Genomic DNA, 17,960 nt, shown 5'->3' with positions numbered 1-17,960 from the left:
GACAGCGGGGCTCCGCCCCGAACCCCGCACCGCCGCTCCGCGACGGTCGCCTCAAACGCCGGCGAGGCTGGAAGGAAGGGGGTACAGCGGGGCTCCGCCCCGAACCCCGCGTCTCAAACTCCCCCAGCTACCGCTGGGAGGTGCCCCCAGCGAGGCTGGGTATGCCGGGCGCAGCCCGGACCCGCACCGCCGCTCCGCGACGGTCGCCTCGAAGTCCCCCAGCCAGGCCGGCAAGGGAACGGCGGGGGGCAGCGCCGGGCACCGGCTACGGCGTCCAGGGCACCCGGTGTTCCGAGAGGTGGGCCAGGACCGCGTGGTTGGCCTCCCAGCCGTCCGGGAAGCGGACGGCCACGCCCAGTTGGACCGGTTCGGTGGAGGGGTGGTCGTCCAGCAGCTCCGCGATGCCGGCGCGGGCGACGACCACGCAGGCGTGCCGGTGCCGCGAGGCCAGTACGCACAGCCGGCCCGTCTCCAGGTGGAAGGCGGTGGCGTCGGGGCGGCCGGAGAGCGGGTGCAGCACGACCGTGAGGTCGTACTCCCGGCCCTGGAGCCGGTTGGCGGTGTCGACCGTGACCCCGGTGACCCCGAGCCCGGCCAGCGCGGCCCGGACGGCCGCGGCCTGGTCGCGGTGGGCGGTGCCGACCGCGATCCGGTCGGCGGTCACCGGTACCGGCTGCGGGGCGCGCTCGCTGACCGCGGCGGTACCCCGATCCAGCGCCCGCCGGACCACCGCGGCCACCGCCGCGACCGCCTCCGGGTCGGTGCGCGGGGTGTGCCGGGCGGGCAGCTCCAGCAGCCCCCAGCCGCTCTCGGCGGCCTCGTCGAGCACCCGGTCGGGGCCCGAGCCGTCCGAGGCCGCCCCGAAGGACAGCCGCCGCTCGCCCGGCCCGGTGCCGCTGCGGAAGGGCGTGTACGGGTAGAAGGCCGCGGAGACCAGCGGCGCGGCCGAGGCGGGCAGCCGCCAGGACACCGGGAGCCGGTGCTGGGGCAGCCCGGGATTGTGCGCCAGCAGGGTGGCCACCGCACTGGCCGACGGGTCGTACGACAGCCCCGCCCACTGCTCCGCGCCGACCACGCTGAAGGGGTCCAACTGCCCCGGGTCGCCCACGAAGAGCGCCCGCTCGAAGAGTCCGGCCACGGCCAGCAGCGCGTCCGAGCGCATCTGGTACGCCTCGTCGACGATCGCGTGCTCCCAGGGCTCGGCGCCCTGGACGTGGGCCCACTTGGCGGCGGTGGACAGGACGACCGGCAGTCCGGCGAGGTCCGCGGCCTTGGCGGACAGGGCCACCGAGTCCAGCTCGGCCAGCGCCGGGTCGAAGGCGTCGGCGTCGCTGCTGTGCAACCGCCCCACCCGCAGCTCCGGTTCGGCTTCGTGCAGGCGCAGGACCAGGTCGTCGACCTGGGCGTTGGTCTGCGCGACCACCATCAACCGGCGGCCGGCCGCGGCCAGTTCCCGGGCCGCCCGCACCACGAGGGTGGACTTCCCGGCGCCGGGCGGGGAGTCGACGACCACCCCGCGGTGCCGGCCGTCGAGGGTGTCCCGCAGGATCGCGGCGGTGGCGGCGGCCGCGGCGGCGCCGGGGTCGAGCCCGGCGTCGGGGCTGCGCGGCCCGCCGAGCAGCCGCCCGGCCGGATCCGTCGCCGGGTCCGCCGGGTGCGCGGTCGGGTTCACAACACGTCCTCACTGGTCACGGCGTCGGGTGCGTCGGCCCCGGTGGCCCGGGACCCGGGCGGGCCGCCGTGGGTCCAGGGGGTGTCCTCCGGCTCGGGCAGCTTGGGGCCGGAGCGGCTGTCGTGCTCGAAGAGCGTCCAGCAGACCCGGTCGCCCTTCTCGGGCACCGAGCCCGGCTCCGGCTCCCGGCCGCGGCCCATCTTGTCGAGCAGCCGCAGCACGAGGATCCGGCCGTCGTCCCCGGCCGGCCCCGCGCCCTCGGACTCGTACCGGACGAACTCGGCCTTCTGCGGCCGGCCGGCCAGCGAGCGGTAGAGCTTCGCGCCGGGGGCGAGCTGCGGCAGGTCGTCCGTGGCGAGCAGCACCAGCGGGCGCGGGCTGGGGCGCTTGGACTCGGTCCACTCCATGACCGTCTCGGTGACCTCGCCCGCGAAGGCCTCGCCGGCCAGCCGCCGGCCGGCCATCACCAGCGGGTCGTCCAGCGCCTCCTGCGCCTCGAGCCGGGCCTGCTCGCTCTCCCGCCGGGCCAGCTTCTGCGCGGCGGTCACGGCGTCGTCCACCCGCGGCTGCGGGGGCTCGCCGGCCGCGACCCGGTCGCGGTGGCCGGTGTAGGACCAGCGGTCGGCGGCCCAGCGCTCGGCGGTGCGGGCGCCCGGCGGCAGCTCCCGCAGCAGCTCCAGGGCCCGCCACACGGCCCGCCAGGTGGGCAGCAGCTGGCCCAGCAGCAGCTCCCGGACCTCCTCCTCGGCCTTCCCGACGGCCGCCTCGCGGTACGGGTCGGCCGCCCGCGCGGCGTCGTACCGGGCCATCGCCGGGGCCAGCAGGCGGTTGTCGAAGGCCGGGTCGGTGGCCGGGCCGGCCGGCGGGCAGAGCAGCTGCCCACGGGCGTCCCGGCCGGTCTCCATCAGCAGCGCGCGGGCCGCGCCGGACTCCCCCGCGGGCGGGTCGAGCCAGCCGAGCAGGGCGCCGAGGTGCTGGTCCTCGAGGGTGCTCTGGCCGGTGGCCCAGTGCCGGCCGAGCAGGTCGGTGGCGGACAGCAGCAGCGCGGAGCCGGGCACCCGGGCGCGCTCGCCGAGGTGGGTGAACCAGCGGCCCAGCAGCGGGACCCGCGGCGGCGCCGGGTAGGGCGTGTCCGGGTCGTCCTCGGCGGTGCGCCGGAAGCGCATGGACCGGCCGAGCAGCCGGACGTACTCCACGCCCGCGCGGTTGGGCACCACGATCTGCGGGGCGTCCAGGCACAGCTCGACGGTGGTGGGGACCTTCTCCTTCGTGACCGGGTCGGTGGTGGTGCGCTCCAGCGTCTCGAAGGCGTCGGCGTACCCCTCCAGGTACGGCAGGACGGTGCCGGCCAGGCCGGCCAGGAACTGCCAGCGCAGGTCGCGGTCCCGGGGCTGCGGGACGACGAACAGCTCGGGGCGGTCCGGGTCGGTGCCGGCCAGCGCGCCGAGCGGGGCGCCGGCCTCACCGGCGGTGGTCAGCGGTACGAGGACCAGGGGGCGGTCGGAGAGGTGGCGGTGGCGGACGGTGGCCAGCGGCACGGCCCGCCCGGCCTCGACCGCCTCCAGCCGCGCCAGGGTGGTCAGCAGGCTCATGCGGGATCCTCCGGGGACGGCTCGGTCCGGCGGGGGGCCGGGACGGCGGCGCCCGGGTCCGCGCCGGGCCCGGCGGGGTCCTCGGCGCGCCCGCGGGCGGCGGCCTCGGCCAGGGCCTCCGCGCGCAGCCGGGCGGCCCGGCGCAGCGCCTGGGCGGTGGGGTCCTGCGGGTCGGACTCCCGGCCGGCGGCCGCGGCCAGGGCCGCGCCGACGGTGGTCAGCGCGCCCAGCTCGCCGCGGACGCCCCGGCCCAGGGCGGTGACCGAGCCCTCGGCGCGGGCCCGGTCCCGGCAGTGGAAGGCCAGCTCACAGGCGGCCAGGCACTCGGGGGCGTAGGCGGCGGGCACCGATTCGACGGCCGCGGTCAGCTCCTCGCGGGGCCGCTCGGTGTCGAAGCTGGTGCCGGCCGGCAGCGCGTCGGCCAGCTCCTCGACGCGGGTGAGCCGGTCGAGCTGGCGGCGGGTGACGGAGCGCTGCTTGCGGATGTCCACGGGCGCGGCGGTGGGGAGGTTGGAGAAGTCCTTGGGGCAGACCAGCAGCGCGCGGTGGTCCACCGAGGCGCCGTCGACCAGGGCGGCGGTCCGCTCCAGGGCGAGGGCGTAGACGGCGGCCTGGCGGGCGGCGGCGCCGACCTTGGCCGGGTCGGCGGAGCCGTCGAGCAGCGGGAAGGACTTGATCTCGACGACGGTCCAGCGGCCGTCGGGGCGGACGACCACGGCGTCCGGCTCCAAGAAGGCGGGGGTGCCGGCGACTTCCAGGGCGAGCAGCGGGTGGTCCAGCAGGGCCCAGCCGCCGGCCGCGGTGGCCTCGCGCAGGGCGAGGGCGGTGCGGGCGGCCCGGCCCTCGGGGCCGGCGGCGGTCAGGTCCGGCAGCAGGGCGTCCTCGGGGGCGGGGGCGGCGGGGCCGCCCAGCCGCTCGGCGACCAGGCGCAGCAGCTCCCGGCCGCCGTCGGCCTTGACCTTGGCCTCGAAGGAGTTGCCGCGGACCATCGCGAACTGGGACTGGCCGTAGGCGGCCGGGGAGCCGAGGGCGGTGGCGAGCGCGGGTTTGTCGACCCCGGCGCCGTCGAGCAGGGCGCGTCTGCGGCAGCCGGGGTTGGCCGCGAGGGCGGCCAGGGCCCGGGCGTCGAGCGGACGCGGGGGGACGGCCGGGCCGCGCAGCTCAGCCAGTCGCTGCCGGAGCGGAGGGCGTGGGGCCGGGCCGGGCGGTCGCGTCGTCCGGCTGTCGTTGGGCGGGTAGGCGCTCACCCGCGGAAGTGTCCCATCCGCCACTGACAGCCGGGGGCTTCGTACGGAATCTCCCGATCCAGTGGGCGACCAGGGCGCCCAGTCCCATGACGGCGCAGCCGGCGACGGCGTCGAGGAAGTAGTGGTTGGCGGTGCCCATGACGACGAGCAGGGTGATCACCGGGTAGAGCGCGCCGAGGCCCCGCAGCAGCGGGTTGCGGCCGTACTTCCAGAGCAGGATGCCGCACCACAGGGCCCAGCCCACGTGCAGGCTCGGCATGGCGGCGTACTGGTTGGTGAGGTGGCCCAGCCCGCGCGGGGCGCTGGCCTCGCCGCCCCACCAGCCGTACGAGGCGAAGTGCGCCATGGTGTCGGTGAAGCCGTGGCCGGGGCCGATCAGCCGGGGCGGGGCGGTGGGCAGCAGCGCGAAGCCGACCAGGCCGAGCAGGGTGGAGGCCATCAGCCAGGTCCGGGCCCGCCGGTAGTGGGCGGGGCGGCGCAGGTACAGCCAGACCAGCACGGCGGGGGTGACCAGGTAGTGCAGGGTGGCGTAGGCGAAGTCGGCGGGTATGCCCAGCCAGCCGTGCCGGGTGAACTGCGGATTGAGCGTCCGCTCGAAGTCGAGCCCGAGCACGGATTCGTAGTGCAGGATGGCGCGGCCGTGGTCCAGCGCGGCGCTCACGTCACCGCGGGCCAGCAGCCGGCCGCATGAGTACGCGGCGTACACGAGGGCGATGAGCAGCAGTTCGGCCCACCATCTGGGGGTGGGCCGGTTTTCTCGTATCCGCGTCAGCATACCTCCATGATGCCCGAGGCAACTAAAGGTTCAGACTTTGTTCATTCGAGCACCGGCGGTGCGCGATGATGGTGGGGTTGTCGGATTTACCCGAATGACCCGTTTGAACCGTTTGACCGAGACGCACGCTCGACCGGACGACCGCGCTCCGGTCCCGCCCCTGGAGGGTCCCCATGGCACCCCGCATCCTGCTGGCCCGGCACGGACAGACCGCCTGGTCGCTGTCCGGGAAGCACACGGGCCGGACGGACGTCCCGCTGCTGGACGAGGGACGCCGGGGCGCCAAGCTGCTGGGCGAGCGGCTGTCCCGGGCGCCCTGGTCCGAGCTGGACCTCGAGGTCCGCACCAGCCCCCTGGTGCGCGCCAGCGAGAGCTGCGAGCTGGCCGGTTTCGGCGACCGCGCCGAGCCCTGGGACCTGCTCATGGAGTGGCACTACGGCGCGTACGAGGGCATGACCCCGGCCGAGATCCAGGCGGTCCGGCCGGGCTGGCTGATCTGGCGCGACGGGGTGCCGGAGGGCGAGGCCGTGACGGACATCTCAGCCCGCGCCGACCAGGTGATCGAGTGGGCCCGGGCCGGCGACCGGGACGTGCTGGTCTTCGCCCACGGCCACTTCCTGCGCACCCTCGGCGCCCGCTGGCTGGGTGAGCCCGCCTCCTTCGGCGCCCGCCTGCGCCTGGAGCCCACCTCCCTCTCGGTCCTCGGCTGGGCGTACGGCATGCCGGCGCTGGAGCGGTGGAACGACACGGGGCATCTGGACGTGTGAGGGAGGAGGCCGGGGGGTCGGGATGTGCGGGTCCCCCGGTGCTTGACAGGGGGTGGCCTGCAGGCCACCCCCTGTCAAGCACCTCCCCCACACATCCCTCAGCCGCGCACGCGTCTCTTGGCCGCGCTCCCGAATGGGGCGCTCTTGCGCGGCGTTGGACAATGGAGGGTGGCCCGGCATCGCGGGGGCCACGGCCCATGGGGGTGCCTCCGGACGGAGTCCGGGGGAGGACACGCACAGGACGCACAGGAGGACACGCATGGCTGAGGCCGAGCGCGCCGAGCGGAGGCTGCGGCCCGCACAGCTGCTCTTCGAGCCTGCGGAGGCGGTCGCGGACCCGGAGCACTTCTTCGACCTCGAATCGATAGACGACCCGCGCGAGCTGCTGAGCCGCGCCACCGAGCTGACGCTGGCCTTCCGCGCGGCGCACGACCGGGCCACCGAGTTCCAGGCCGTGGCGGCGGCCCAGCTGGCCGATCCGCGGCGGTTCGACAGCCTGTCCGCCGCCGTGATCGCCGAGCGCGCGGACTGGACCGAGGACTACGCCCTGAAGATGATCGAGTTCGGCCAGGGCCTGCTGCGCGGCGAGACCGAGCCGCGCGGCTAGGCGGGCGGCTCCGGGAGCAGCACGAGCGCCAGGACGGGGCGCCGGCCGAGCGGGCCGGCGCCTTTCGCGCGTCCCGGGCTTCCGTACATCTGTCCGTACCGGCGGCATATGCCGGAGGGCAAGGTACTCCTCGCGCCGCGCCCCTGTCCCGGTTTCCGGCAACTCCTCGCGTCGGATCCGCCACACCCGGTACATGTGGAGCCATGGACTCCTCGCTGCGTGAAGAGACGGCCGCCGCCCGCGCCACCGGCACCCCGGCCCGGGCGGACGTCTTCGGCCTGCTGGCCGCGGACGTCATCGACCGGCACCGGGCGACCCTGGTCACCCCGGCCGGGGCGGCCTGGCTGGCCTCCGCCTCGGCGCACCCGCGCTCCACGCTCTCCCTCTGGGAGTCCCGGCCCACCGCCCCGGCCGTGCTGCCCTGCGGCACGGCCTTCGACGTGGTCAACGTCCCCGTCGTCTTCGGCCGGCGGATGCTGGACCGGCTCTGGGAGGCCGGTCCCGGCTCCGGGCCGGTGGCGGTGCACCGCGGCCGGATGCTGCTCTTCGCCGCCCCCGGCACCGCCCAGCGGCTCCCCTCGCTGCTGGACTGGGAGGAGTGGGGCGACTCCGTGCCGGCCCCGCTCTGCCACGGCCGGGGCGACGCGGTGACCGTGCCCGCGCTGGCCCCGGAGCCCGCCGGCGGGCATTCCCGCTGGCTGGTGGCCCCCGACTCGCGCGCACCGTGGCTGCCGGGCCCCGAGGTACTGCTGTGGGCCTGCGTCCGGGCGGCCCGGGCGGCATCCGCCGAGGCCGTGCGGGTATCGATTTTTCCTCCGGCGGATGAGGGTGCTAATGTCTACGACGTCAGCAGGCGCCGCTAGCTCAGTTGGTTAGAGCAGCTGACTCTTAATCAGCGGGTCCGGGGTTCGAGTCCCTGGCGGCGCACGACACGAAGGAAGCCCCTCGCGCAAGCGGGGGGCTTCCTTCGTTGTGCCGCGGGCCTCCGTTCAGGTCGTGGTGACCTTCACGGTGTACGCCCCCGAGGGCGTGCGGTCGGCCACCTCGATCCGGATCCGCTCGCCGGGCACGGTGTACGTCTCCCCCGGCTCCAGCGGGGCGTCGGCCAGCGGCGGGTACACCGAACGGTCCCAGCAGGCCTCGGTGTCCGGGTGCCCGTCCATCACCTCGATCGGGCCGCCGCCCGAGGAGGCCTCGCTGCGCACCTTGTAGACCAGCACGCCCTCGGTACAGGTGTCCCCGTCGTTGCCCGCCGAGCCCCGCGCCTCGATGGCCACCGCGGTCTCGGGGCCGGTGCGGACCACCGCGAGCCGGGTGCCGCCGGTGCCGCCGCGGGGGTTGGGCTGGCCCAGCGGCTGGAGGGTGTGCAGGGAGGTGCCGTCGCGGACGCAGTCCACCTGGGCCGAGCCCAGCCAGCCCAGCTTCCACTTGTTCCAGGCGAACAGGTCGGGGGACATCCCGAACTGGCTGCCCATGACGTCCCAGTCACCCACATAGGTGTCCCAGTCGCCCTTGCCGTCGGACGGCCGGTGGTAGAGGTCGGGCAGGTCGAAGACGTGGCCGGTCTCGTGCGCGAGCACGTTCCGGTCCGGCGGGTGGTGCTCAAAGACCGTGACCACCCGCCGCAGGTCGGTGCCGTCCACCTGGACCGGGCGGTCGAAGTTGACGACCTTCGTGGCGTCCGAGTCCACCCCGGGGGCGTCCGGGTCGGCGACGAAGTAGACGACGTCGTACCGGCTGAAGTCCACGCTCCGGTCGGCCGTGGCGATGGCGTCCCGCAGGTAGGCGGCCCGGTCCGCGGCGTCCCAGTCCCGCTTTATCCGGTAGGCGGTGGACGCCTTGGGCATCTTCAGCCACTGCTGCTGGGGGTGCGGCACCAGCCGGAACCGCCCGTAGGAGGCGCGGGCGAAGAAGTCGCTGGTCTCGGGGAAGTAGTCGCCGGTCAGCTCCTGCGGGGAGGCGGCCGGGGCCGCGTCCGGGAAGGAGAGGAAGACCATCACGGCGTCCAGGGTCCGGGCCGGCTTGGGGTAGGCGCCGTTCCAGCTGTCCAGCCCGAGCGAGTGGTGGGCCGCGGTCCGGGTCAGCGCACAGGGCCCGGCACCCTGCGGGGCGGCCACCGCGGGTCCGGCGAAGAGGGAGATCGCGGCGAGGGCCGACAGGGAGGTGAGGGTCGCCGCGGCACTGCGGACGCGGTAGCGCTCCACTCCCCCGGGTGTCTGCTGTCGCGGCACGTCGACCTCCGGTGAGGGGTTCGGAACATCCCACCCACCTTGTGCTGATTTTCCTCCCTATGTCCTGTTCCAGTGCCCCACAAGAGTGAGCGGGCCGCCGCGAAGCTGCCTCACTTAACGTCACAGACGATCAGATGACGACTCGTCGCGTTCAGGTCCGCACAGGCTCGCGCACAGCCGCGCAGAAACGATCGGTCGCGGAAGTGGTACCGCCCATCGGGGTACCGGATGCGCGTGGCGGCGCCGCTGGATAGCCCCTCGCGGCAGCCTCTATGATCGGCACACTTTCCAGCACGGACGCCGCCCCCGGGGGCGGCCTCCCCCATCCGGCCGGTGCCGCCGGCCGGCGGTCCAGGACCGACCTGTACGAGTCAACTGCACTGCGGGAGCGAGCGGTGAGCGGAACCTCAGAAGGACCCGGTTCAGCGGCCGACGGCATCCGACCAACGGTCACGGAGCGTCACACCGTCGGTCGGTCCGCGGCCGAACTGCGCGACTACGCGGCCGCGTTCAACGCGGCCCACCTCGCGATGGCCGTGGTCGACCGGAACGGCCTGGTGGTGGCCGCCAACCACGCCCTCGCCCAACTCGTGGGCGGCGAGGCGCACTCCCTGGGCGGCCGGTCCGCCGCCGAGCTGGTGGACCTCGCCGCGGAGGCCCGGACCTGGCAGGCGTACCTCGAAGTGCTGCGCGGCCGGCAGGCCCGGCTGCGCTGCACCCGGCGCCTGAAGCACCCGGACGGGCACTCCCTGTGGACCGAGGTCACCCTCGGGCCGATGCCCGGCACCCGCGAGGTCCTGCTCTCCGTCGCGGACATCAGCGACCGGCGCGACCTCCAGGCCCGGCTGCGCCACCTCCAGATGCACGACCCGGTGACCCGGCTGCCCAACCGGGCGCTCTTCTTCGAACGGCTCTCCTCGGCCCTGGAGGCCTCCTCGTACGACCAGGGCGGCACCGGCCGGATCGGGCTGTGCTACCTGGACCTGGACGGCTTCAAGGCGGTCAACGACACCCTCGGGCACCGGGTCGGCGACCGGCTGCTCACCGCGGTCGCCGCCCGGCTGACCCAGTGCGCCGACCAGTCGCCGTACGGGCGGCCCGGCGGGCACCTGGTGGCGCGGCTGGGCGGGGACGAGTTCGCCCTGCTCGTCGAGGACTCCACCGGCACCGAGCAACTGGCCGACCTGGCCCGCTCCGTGCTGGCCGCGCTCCAGGAGCCCTTCGACCTGGCCGGCCAGCGGCTCTCGGTCTCCGCCTCGATCGGGGTGGTGGAGCGGGCCACCGAGGGCACCTCCGCCACCGGTCTGATGCAGGCCGCCGACACCACCCTCTTCTGGGCCAAGGCCGACGGCAAGGCCCGGTGGACCCTCTTCGACCCGGAGCGCAACGCCCACCGGATGACCCGCCAGGCCCTCTCCAGCACCCTGCGGCCGGCCGTGGAACGCGGCGAGTTCGCACTGGAGTACCAGCCCCTGGTGGACCTGGAGAGCGGCGCGGTCCGCGGGGTCGAGGCGCTGGTCCGGTGGAATCACCCGCAATTCGGGACACTGACGCCGAATCGGTTCATCGGAATTGCCGAAGAGGACGGCTCGATCGTGCAGCTGGGCCGCTGGGTGCTGCGCACCGCCTGCCGGCAGGCCCGCCGCTGGCAGCTGGACCACCCGGCCGACGTCCCGGTGTTCGTGAGCGTCAACGTCGCCGTCCGCCAGGTCTGGGACTCCGACCTGGTGGGCGACGTGGCGGAGATCCTTGCGGAGACCGGGCTCGCCCCCGAACTGCTCCAGCTGGAACTGACCGAGTCCGCCGTGATGGGTTCGGCCGGCCGGCCGCTCCAGGCCCTCCAGGCGCTCAGTGACATGGGCGTGCGGATCGCCATCGACGACTTCGGCACCGGCTACTCCAACCTCGCCTACCTCAGCCGGCTGCCGGTCTCGGTGCTCAAGCTCGACGGGTCCTTCGTCCGCGGCTTCCGCTACGAGGAGGGCACCCACCCCAACCCGGCCGACGAGACCATCGTCGAGGCGCTGGTGCAGCTGGCGCACCGGCTGGGGCTGACGGTGACCGCCGAGTGCGTGGAGACGGCCGGCCAGGCGGCCCGGCTGCGCCGGGTCGGCTGCGACACCGGCCAGGGCTGGCTGTACTCGCGGGCCGTGGCCCCCGAGCGGATCGCGGAGATGATCGGCCGGACCACCTACCCCACCGGGCACGGGAGCGCCCCGACCCCCCTGGTGTGAGGGGCCGGGGCGCTCCGTGGCTCGGCGCGGGGTGGGGGGAGATCAGCAGGCGCCGAGGTCCTGCCACACGCCCCACTCACCGGTGGTGCCGGGCTCCTCGTTCTGCGTCCACCACTTGGCCTTCCAGTTGTGGCCCTTGTGGGAGACCTGCTGGCCGCCGGTGTAGACGGTGCCGGCGACGTACGCGGGAGCGGTGCAGCCCGTGGGCGGCGTGGTCGGCGGGGTCGTCGGAGGCGTGGTGGGCGGGGTGGTCGGCGGCGTCGTGGGCGGCGTCGTCGGCGGGGTGGTCGGGTCGGTCGGGCTGGAGCCGACGGCGGCCACGATCTGGTTCAGCAGCGTGGTGTTGTCGTCCAGGCCGAGCAGGGAGTACATCATCGCGCCGGCCAGGCCGCGCTGGTGGGCGTAGTCGGCCCGGGCCTGGATGGACTTCTGGTTCAGGCCGGTGAACCACTCGCCGTCCTTGTAGAAGTACGAGGCCTTGGCCTTGTCGTCCCAGAAGGTGGTGGCGGGGTTGTCGACGATGCCGCCGAGCTCCTTGTAGTGCGCGATACCGGCCTGCTGGCTGACCGGGCGGACGTTGGAGGGGCCGGTCGCCGGCTGCGCGAGACCGTTGTTCGGGCCCGCCGGGACGCCCTTCCAGCCGCGGTAGTAGAACTCGTAGCCGAGGGTCAGCTTGTTGGCCGGGAAGCCGCCGGCGATGCCGTAGGCGGCGTTGCCGTCCAGCCAGGAGTTGATGGCGTTGTCGATGCTGTACTTCTCGGTGCCGGGCGCGATCGGGTCGGTCGGGTCCGAGTCCGAGGGGTAGAGCGGCGACTGGTGGTACACCGGACCGTCGGCGTCCCAGGCGCCGTGCATGTCGTACGTCATGATGTTCGCGTAGTCGAGGTACGCGCCGATCTTGTCCGTCTCGATGTACTTGATCTTGTCCTGGCCGGCCGGCAGGGCGGCGGTGAGCAGGTACTTCTTGCCGCCGTTGGCCGCGCCGTAGGCGTCGAGCTGGGTGCGGAACTCCTTGAGCAGGGCGGTGAAGTTCGCCTTGTCCTCGGGGCCGTAGTGGTTGCCCAGGTGGCCGCCGGAGGAGCCCGGGTACTCCCAGTCGATGTCGATGCCGTCGAAGATCCCGGCCGCCGAGCCGGCGCCGCCGTAGCCGCCCTCGACCGGCAGGTTGCCCTTGATGTACTGGTCGATGCAGGAGCTGACGAGCTTCTTGCGGCTGGCGTCGGTCAGCGCGGCGTCGTGGAAGTACTTGGAGTACGTCCAGCCGCCGATGGAGATGTTGATCTTCAGCTTGGGGTACTTGGCCTTCAGCTGCTTGAACTGGTTGAAGACGCCGACGATCGGCTGGTCCCACTTGTCGGCCACGCCGCTGACGCTGTCCGCGGCGCTGAAGGACTTCTGGTAGTCGGCGTACGAGTCGCCCGCGCCGTCACCCGCGTTGGCGTTGTTGTCGTCGCCCGCGGCCTTGTTCGCCTCGAAGCAGGTGAGGTTGGTGGGGTGGATGTTGCCGAACGAGTAGTTGATCACGTCCAGCTTGCCCGCGATGCCCCGGGTGTCGAGGTGCTTGGGGTAGAAGGCGTTGCCGTACACGCTCCACTGGTCGTAGTACGCGATCTTCACTCCGCCGGTGCTGGGGGCGGCGGCGGAGGTGGCGGCCTCGGCGGAGGCGAGGCCCGCGAAGCCGGCCAGGGCTCCGGCGGCGAGCGCGGCGGTGGAGATCGCCGCGAGCAGCGGTTTACGGATGTGCATGGACAGCCCCCGGGGAGGTGGGAGGGACGGGAGGAGCGCGCGTTGGAGCAGTGATAGCCCTCACGTCAGGAGCACGTCAATGGTTTGGACCAAAGAAGGACTAGACCACTTCCGCGGCATAACTGCTCGTCAGAAGCCCGCCCGGACAAACCGAACCGCCCGCCACCCCGGGTGACGAGCGGTTTAAGGCTGTCTTGAACTTGGCGGGCGCAAGGTTTCGGCAACAAACCAGCCGAACTCCGTTAGCACGCCGTCCACATGATCAGGAGGCGCCCCCCGGCATCCCGTACGCATCTGCGATGAGCTCGTAGGACCGTCTCCGCGCCTCGCCCGCATGGGCGTTGGCGGTCAGCATCAGCTCGTCCGCGCCGGTCCGCGCGACCAGCGCGTCCAGCCCGGCCCGGACCTCCTCGGCGCCGCCGTGGATGACGTTCCGCAGCCAGTCGCCCAGGAACTCCCGCTCCATCTCGGTGTACGGGTACGACTCCGCCTCCTCGGGGGTGGGCACCAGCCCGGGCCGGCCGCTGCGCAGCCGCAGCATCGACAGGGCCGCCGCGCGCGCCTGCCGCCGCGCCTCGGCCGGGTCGTCGGCGGCCAGCGCGGACACCCCGATCAGCGCGTACGGCTTGTCGAGCACCGCCGAGGGCCGGAAGGTGTCCCGGTAGAGGTCGAGCGCGGGCAGCGTGTTGGCGGCCGAGAAGTGGTGGGCGAAGGCGAACGGCAGCCCCAGCTCCGCCGCCAGCCGGGCGCTGAAGCCCGAGGAGCCCAGCAGCCACAGCGGCGGCCGGCCGGCGGGCCCCTGCACGGGGCCGGGCACGGCGTGCACCCGGGCGTACGGGTGCCCGTCCGGGAAGTCGTCGTCCAGGAAGCGGGTGAGCTCCGCCAGGGCCCGCGGGAACTCCTCGGCGGCCTCGTCCAGCCGGCCCGGGCCGCGCAGCGCCCGGGCGGTCTGCCCGTCGGCGCCCGGGGCCCGGCCCAGCCCGAGGTCGATCCGGCCGGGGGCCAGCGCCTCGAGCGTGCCGAACTGCTCGGCGACGACCAGCGGGGCGTGGTTGGGCAGCATCACCCCGCCGGAGCCGAGCCGGATCCGGGAGGTGTGCGCGGCCAGGTGCGCCAGGATCACCGCGGGCGCGGAGCTGGCCACCCCGGGCATCGAGTGGTGCTCGGCGACCCAGTGCCGGTGGTAGCCGCGCCGCTCGGCGAGCCGGGAGATCTCCACGCTGGTGCGCAGGGACGCCGCCGCGGTCGAGCCGGCGCCGACCGTGACGAGGTCGAGCACCGAGAGCGGAACCGGAGCCCTACCTTCCGCAGTCCCTCGAATGGCGTCTTCCATTTCGCCCTCGCCCCTCTTTTCCGTGATCCGCACCGGATGATCGAAACTGTACGAAGAGGTCGAACAGGGACCGGTCGCCATGCATTCCCGGCATTCCCGCAGCAGGCCCATGACCTTGGCATATGCCAGTGATATAGATCCCCGTGGGGCGGCGTGATTGAGCCATCAATCTCTCCAACAGACGCTCCGCATGGGCCCCTTGGTGGCTATCGTGGTAGGGCAAGCGGTAACAACCTGCTAGGGGGAAACCGTGGCGCTGAAGCCCGAGCCGACCGCGCCGTTCCATTCGGTGCAGTACGCCCTGCGCGTGCTCGAAACGATCTCTCGGCACACCGGTGGTGTGACCGACGTCCAGATCGCGCGCGAAACCGGCCTGCCCGCCGTGCATCTCGGGCCGATGCTCCTGATGCTGCGGCGCGAGGGCTACGTCCTCCAGGTCTCGGACGGCGCGTACGCCATAGGGGATTCCCTGGTCCTCCTCGGCTCGGGAGTGGACCGGCAGCAGGCCCTGCAGAGCAAGCTCCAGGACACCCTCGACCAGCTGCGGGACTCCGTCGGCGCGGCCGTCTACATCAGCCGGTACGTCGACGGCGAGGTGAAGATCACGCAGTTCGCGGACAGCCCCCGGACCCCGAAGGTCCACGAGTGGGTGGACTTCCGCTCGGCGGCGCACGCCAGCGCGGTCGGCAAGTGCCTGCTCACCCAGCTCGACCTGAACGGCCGCCGGGACCACCTGTCCCGCCACAAGATCGCCCGCCTGACCTCCCGGACGATCACCAACGAGCGGGTGCTGTTCTCCAAGCTGGACGCCCAGCCGTCCACGGTCCCGACCCTGGACCTCCAGGAGTACGCCGTCGGCACGGTCTGCGCGGCAGTGCCGATCACCGCCGGTGCGGCGGTGGGCTGCCTGGCCCTGTCGATGCCGGTGGAACACGCCCACCGGCTGCGCGCCGCGGCCGACACCCTCAACCGGCGGGCCGCCCCGCTGCTGCTGTCCCTGACGCTCTGAGCCGCCGGGCTCCGGGCGGGGGCGGGGAGGCCCCCGCCCGGGGCACCGGCCGAGCCGGAAAACACTTCGGGCGGTTCCCGGTGAACCGGAAACCGCCCGAAGATCAGGTGCGCCGCCAGGGACTCGAACCCCGGACCCGCTGATTAAGAGTCAGCTGCTCTAACCAACTGAGCTAGCGGCGCCTGCTGACAGAGAAAATACTACCCGCCCCGGAGGGGTGCTCCGAACCACCCCTCCGAAGCCCCGCTCAGTACGTGGCCGCCCGCCCCTGCGCGGCGTACTCCCCCAGCAGCGCCTCCCGCTCCCCGTCGGACAGGATCCGGTAGCCGGCCGCACCGGGCGGGTGCCACCACACCGGGTCCTCGCACTGGAAGCCGGTCTTCCGCAGGGCCACCCGGTGGATCTTGTTGGTGGCGGTGACCGGCATCGCCGCCACCAGCCGCACGAACCGCGGCGCCATCTTCGTCCCCAGGTCGGGCTGGGCGGCCAGGAAGGCCGCGAAGGCGGCCGGGGCGAAGGCCTCCCCCGGCCGCAGCGCGAGGGCCGCCATGACCTGGTCCCCCGCCACCGGGTCCGGCACCGCGTAGACCGCCGCCGCCACCACCGGCGACCAGCGCGCCAGGATGTTCTCGATCATCGCCGCGGCGAGATTCTCGCTGTCCACCCGCAGCCGGTCCTCGGTCCGGCCCGCGAAGTAGAGGAAGTCCTCCTCGTCCCGGTAGAAGAGGTCGCCGGTCCAGTACCAGCCGCCCCGCAGCCGCTCGGCCTCCGCCTCCGGGTTGCGCCAGTACCCCTCGAACGGGCTGGCCCCCCGGTTCACCAGCTCCCCGATCGCCTCGGGCACCCCCGTCAGGCTCCCCGAGGGGGAGCGGCGGGCCCGCGGCCGCTCCCGGCCGGTCTCCGGGTCCACCACCGCCAGGTCGTCCCCGGGGGCCGCACGCCCCAGTGCCTCCGGCGGGGTGCCCGGTCCGCGCTGCACCGACGCCCCGCCCTCGGAGGACCCGTACCCCTCCACCAGCCGCACCCCGAACCGCTCCGCGAACCGGGCCGCGTCCACCGCCCCGGCCTCGGTGCCGAAGCCGAGCCGCAGCGGGTTGTCCCGGTCATCGGGCCGGGGCGGGGTGGCGAGCAGGTACTGCACGGCCCGCCCGACGTAGGTGAAGTAGGTCGCCCCGAAGAGGCGTACGTCGTCCAGGAACGCCGAGGCGGAGAAGCGGCGCCGCAGCGCCACCCCGGCCCCCGCCACCAGCGCCGGCGCCCAGTCGGCGATGACCGCGTTGCCGTGGAACATCGGCATGCAGACGTAGTGCACGTCCGCCGGGCCGAGCGAGAAGTGCCCGGCCAGCGAGGCCCCGGCGTGCGCCAGGCGGCCCTGGGTGCACAGGGCGGCCTTGGGCGCGCCGGTGGAGCCGGAGGTGAAGTACAGCAGCAGCCGGTCCGCCGGCCCGGGGCCGCCCCGGCGCAGCACCGCCTCGCCCGGCTTCGCCCCGGCGTAGGGCGCGAGCAGGGCGGCGTACTCCTCGGTGTCCGTGACCAGCACCCGGACCCCGGGCAGGTCCAGGCCGGCCAGCAGCGGCAGCTGGGCCCGCTCGGTGACCAGCAGCCGGCACTCGGTGTGCAGGATGTCGCGGGCCAGCTCGGCGCCCCGCCGGGTGGGGTTGATGCCGGCGACGGCGGCCCCCGCGAGGGCCGCCGCGCCCAGCCAGAGCGGGAACTCCGGGGTGTTGTCCAGAAGCACCCCGACGTGCGGCTCGGCGCCCCGCGGCAGCAGGTCGACGAGCAGCGCGGCACGGGCGGCGGCGGCCAGCGCGGCCTGGTGGTGGCTGAGCCGGGTGTCGTGGTCGGTCAGGCCGGGCCGGTGGTCGCCGAGCCGGTGGTGCACGAGCTCGGCGACCGTCCGCGGCGCCGTCGCATGGTCCGGCGGCGCCGGCGGCCCGGTCTCAGCTGTCCCCATGCCGCCGCACGATAACTGACGCTACGTCAGAACTGAACGTCCGCGCAGGAGTAGAAGGCGTTGGGGGTGTCGTTGATGGCCCACACGCCGAGGATCAGGTGCCGGCCCGTCTTCCCGGTGGGGATGGTGCCCGGGTGGACGACGGTGTACGGCGGGCGGGTGCCGTTGTAGGTGACGGTCATGAACGGCAGGGGGTCCAGGGCGGCCCGGGTGAGCGGCTTGGCCGGATCCCAGCCGTTGCGGGTGATGTAGTACTTGAAGTCGGTGGTGGAGTGGGGGGCGGTGAACTGCCAGCGGAAGTCGTAGGACTGGCCGCCGGTCACGCGGGTGGCCGGCCAGGCGCCGCCGCGGGGGTCGTCGAGCTGGCCGAACTCGCTGTGGTTCGCGGAACATATGTGGCCGTCGGCGGGTCCGGCGGCCGGGAAGCCCTTGGGGCCCTCGACGGACTGGGGCTCCCACTGGATGGGGCCGCAGTCGGCGACGGTCTTGTTGGCGCAGAGCTTCTGGCGGCTGAGCGGCTGGTCCGTGTAGCCGTGGCCCTCGGCGGCGGGGGCGGCGAACAGCGCCGCACCGCCGGCGAGCGCGAGGCCGAGGGCGGCCGCGGTCAGCCGTCTGCGCGGGGCGGACGTACGGGTCTTACGCATGATGCTCCTTGGACGTGGGGGGACTTCCGATGAGCGTGCGCACGCGGGGTGGGTGGTGCGGGGCGTCCCGGTACGGGGTACCGGTACTAGGTCTAGACCAAGTCTCAGAGTATTGACGGCAATTGGCCATGTCCAGACCAGTGGATGGA

The 17,960-nt window shown here is 73.9% G+C and carries 14 protein-coding genes and 2 tRNA genes; 6 read left to right on the top strand and 10 right to left on the bottom strand.

Translation table 11 applies throughout. The features are described from left to right. Positions 1–265: 265 nt before the first annotated feature. The 4 genes from AB0O40_RS28445 to AB0O40_RS28430 are packed head-to-tail and all read right to left on the bottom strand — an operon-like array spanning position 266 to position 5,286. Positions 266–1,621, bottom strand: coding sequence for an AAA domain-containing protein (locus AB0O40_RS28445; RefSeq protein WP_365047677.1), 1,356 nt, complete (start codon positions 1,619–1,621; stop codon positions 266–268). A 47-nt stretch (positions 1,622–1,668) separates the two neighbouring features. Continuing rightward, a complete protein-coding gene (locus AB0O40_RS28440; RefSeq protein WP_365047661.1) occupies positions 1,669–3,264 on the bottom strand; it encodes a hypothetical protein in 1,596 nt (531 codons plus the stop codon). Continuing rightward, entirely contained in the window at positions 3,261–4,433 is a 1,173-nt protein-coding gene (locus tag AB0O40_RS28435; protein ID WP_365047673.1) for a hypothetical protein, read from the bottom strand. The genes AB0O40_RS28440 and AB0O40_RS28435 overlap by 4 nt, the downstream gene beginning before the upstream one ends. Beyond that, positions 4,426–5,286 (bottom strand): phosphatase PAP2 family protein, encoded by an 861-nt coding sequence (locus AB0O40_RS28430; RefSeq protein ID WP_365047658.1) that lies wholly within the window; start codon positions 5,284–5,286, stop codon positions 4,426–4,428. The genes AB0O40_RS28435 and AB0O40_RS28430 overlap by 8 nt, the downstream gene beginning before the upstream one ends. 173 nt (positions 5,287–5,459) lie before the next feature. On the opposite strand from AB0O40_RS28430, the gene AB0O40_RS28425 reads away from it, so the two are divergent. The 4 genes from AB0O40_RS28425 (at position 5,460) to AB0O40_RS28410 (ending at position 7,587) form a co-directional block, all read left to right on the top strand. After that, positions 5,460–6,053: a histidine phosphatase family protein gene (locus tag AB0O40_RS28425; RefSeq protein ID WP_365047655.1), complete on the top strand. Its 594-nt coding sequence runs from the start codon at positions 5,460–5,462 to the stop codon at positions 6,051–6,053. Between the two features lie 259 nt (positions 6,054–6,312). After that, on the top strand, positions 6,313–6,660 hold the full coding sequence (locus AB0O40_RS28420; RefSeq protein WP_365047652.1) for a hypothetical protein: 348 nt from the start codon (positions 6,313–6,315) through the stop codon (positions 6,658–6,660). Between the two features lie 203 nt (positions 6,661–6,863). Continuing rightward, the gene (locus tag AB0O40_RS28415) at positions 6,864–7,523 is read left to right on the top strand and encodes a bifunctional DNA primase/polymerase (protein ID WP_365047649.1); all 660 of its coding nucleotides are present in this window, start codon (positions 6,864–6,866) and stop codon (positions 7,521–7,523) included. Continuing rightward, positions 7,514–7,587, top strand: a tRNA-Lys gene (locus tag AB0O40_RS28410). Before AB0O40_RS28415 ends, AB0O40_RS28410 begins: the two co-directional genes overlap by 10 nt. Positions 7,588–7,649: 62 nt before the next feature. Here the strand turns inward: AB0O40_RS28410 and AB0O40_RS28405 are convergent. After that, positions 7,650–8,891: a M6 family metalloprotease domain-containing protein gene (locus AB0O40_RS28405; RefSeq protein WP_365047646.1), complete on the bottom strand. Its 1,242-nt coding sequence runs from the start codon at positions 8,889–8,891 to the stop codon at positions 7,650–7,652. Between the two features lie 395 nt (positions 8,892–9,286). Between AB0O40_RS28405 and AB0O40_RS28400 the strand changes: the two genes are divergently transcribed. After that, positions 9,287–11,125: an EAL domain-containing protein gene (locus tag AB0O40_RS28400; protein ID WP_365047643.1), complete on the top strand. Its 1,839-nt coding sequence runs from the start codon at positions 9,287–9,289 to the stop codon at positions 11,123–11,125. A gap of 42 nt (positions 11,126–11,167) precedes the next feature. Here the strand turns inward: AB0O40_RS28400 and AB0O40_RS28395 are convergent, their stop codons facing one another. Then, a complete protein-coding gene (locus AB0O40_RS28395; protein ID WP_365047640.1) occupies positions 11,168–12,871 on the bottom strand; it encodes a glycosyl hydrolase family 18 protein in 1,704 nt (567 codons plus the stop codon). A 262-nt stretch (positions 12,872–13,133) separates the two neighbouring features. Continuing rightward, positions 13,134–14,204 (bottom strand): LLM class flavin-dependent oxidoreductase, encoded by a 1,071-nt coding sequence (locus AB0O40_RS28390; protein WP_365047670.1) that lies wholly within the window; start codon positions 14,202–14,204, stop codon positions 13,134–13,136. 250 nt (positions 14,205–14,454) lie between these two features. Between AB0O40_RS28390 and AB0O40_RS28385 the strand changes: the two genes are divergently transcribed. Then, positions 14,455–15,213, top strand: coding sequence for an IclR family transcriptional regulator C-terminal domain-containing protein (locus AB0O40_RS28385; protein ID WP_365047637.1), 759 nt, complete (start codon positions 14,455–14,457; stop codon positions 15,211–15,213). 108 nt (positions 15,214–15,321) lie between these two features. On the opposite strand, the gene AB0O40_RS28380 is transcribed toward AB0O40_RS28385, so the two are convergent. The 3 genes from AB0O40_RS28380 to AB0O40_RS28370 all read right to left on the bottom strand — a co-directional run bounded on the left by AB0O40_RS28380 (position 15,322) and on the right by AB0O40_RS28370 (position 17,811). Beyond that, positions 15,322–15,395: transfer RNA gene (locus AB0O40_RS28380), tRNA-Lys, on the bottom strand. A 65-nt stretch (positions 15,396–15,460) separates the two neighbouring features. Then, complete coding sequence (locus tag AB0O40_RS28375) at positions 15,461–17,167, bottom strand: AMP-binding protein (protein WP_365047635.1); 1,707 nt, start codon at positions 17,165–17,167, stop codon at positions 15,461–15,463. A 26-nt stretch (positions 17,168–17,193) separates the two neighbouring features. Continuing rightward, the gene (locus AB0O40_RS28370) at positions 17,194–17,811 is read right to left on the bottom strand and encodes a lytic polysaccharide monooxygenase (protein WP_365047633.1); all 618 of its coding nucleotides are present in this window, start codon (positions 17,809–17,811) and stop codon (positions 17,194–17,196) included. Positions 17,812–17,960: the final 149 nt, after the last annotated feature.

Source organism: Streptomyces sp. NPDC089919, assembly GCF_040684615.1.
GTDB lineage: Bacteria > Actinomycetota > Actinomycetes > Streptomycetales > Streptomycetaceae > Streptomyces.
This window is presented reverse-complemented; position numbering and strand designations above follow the sequence as displayed.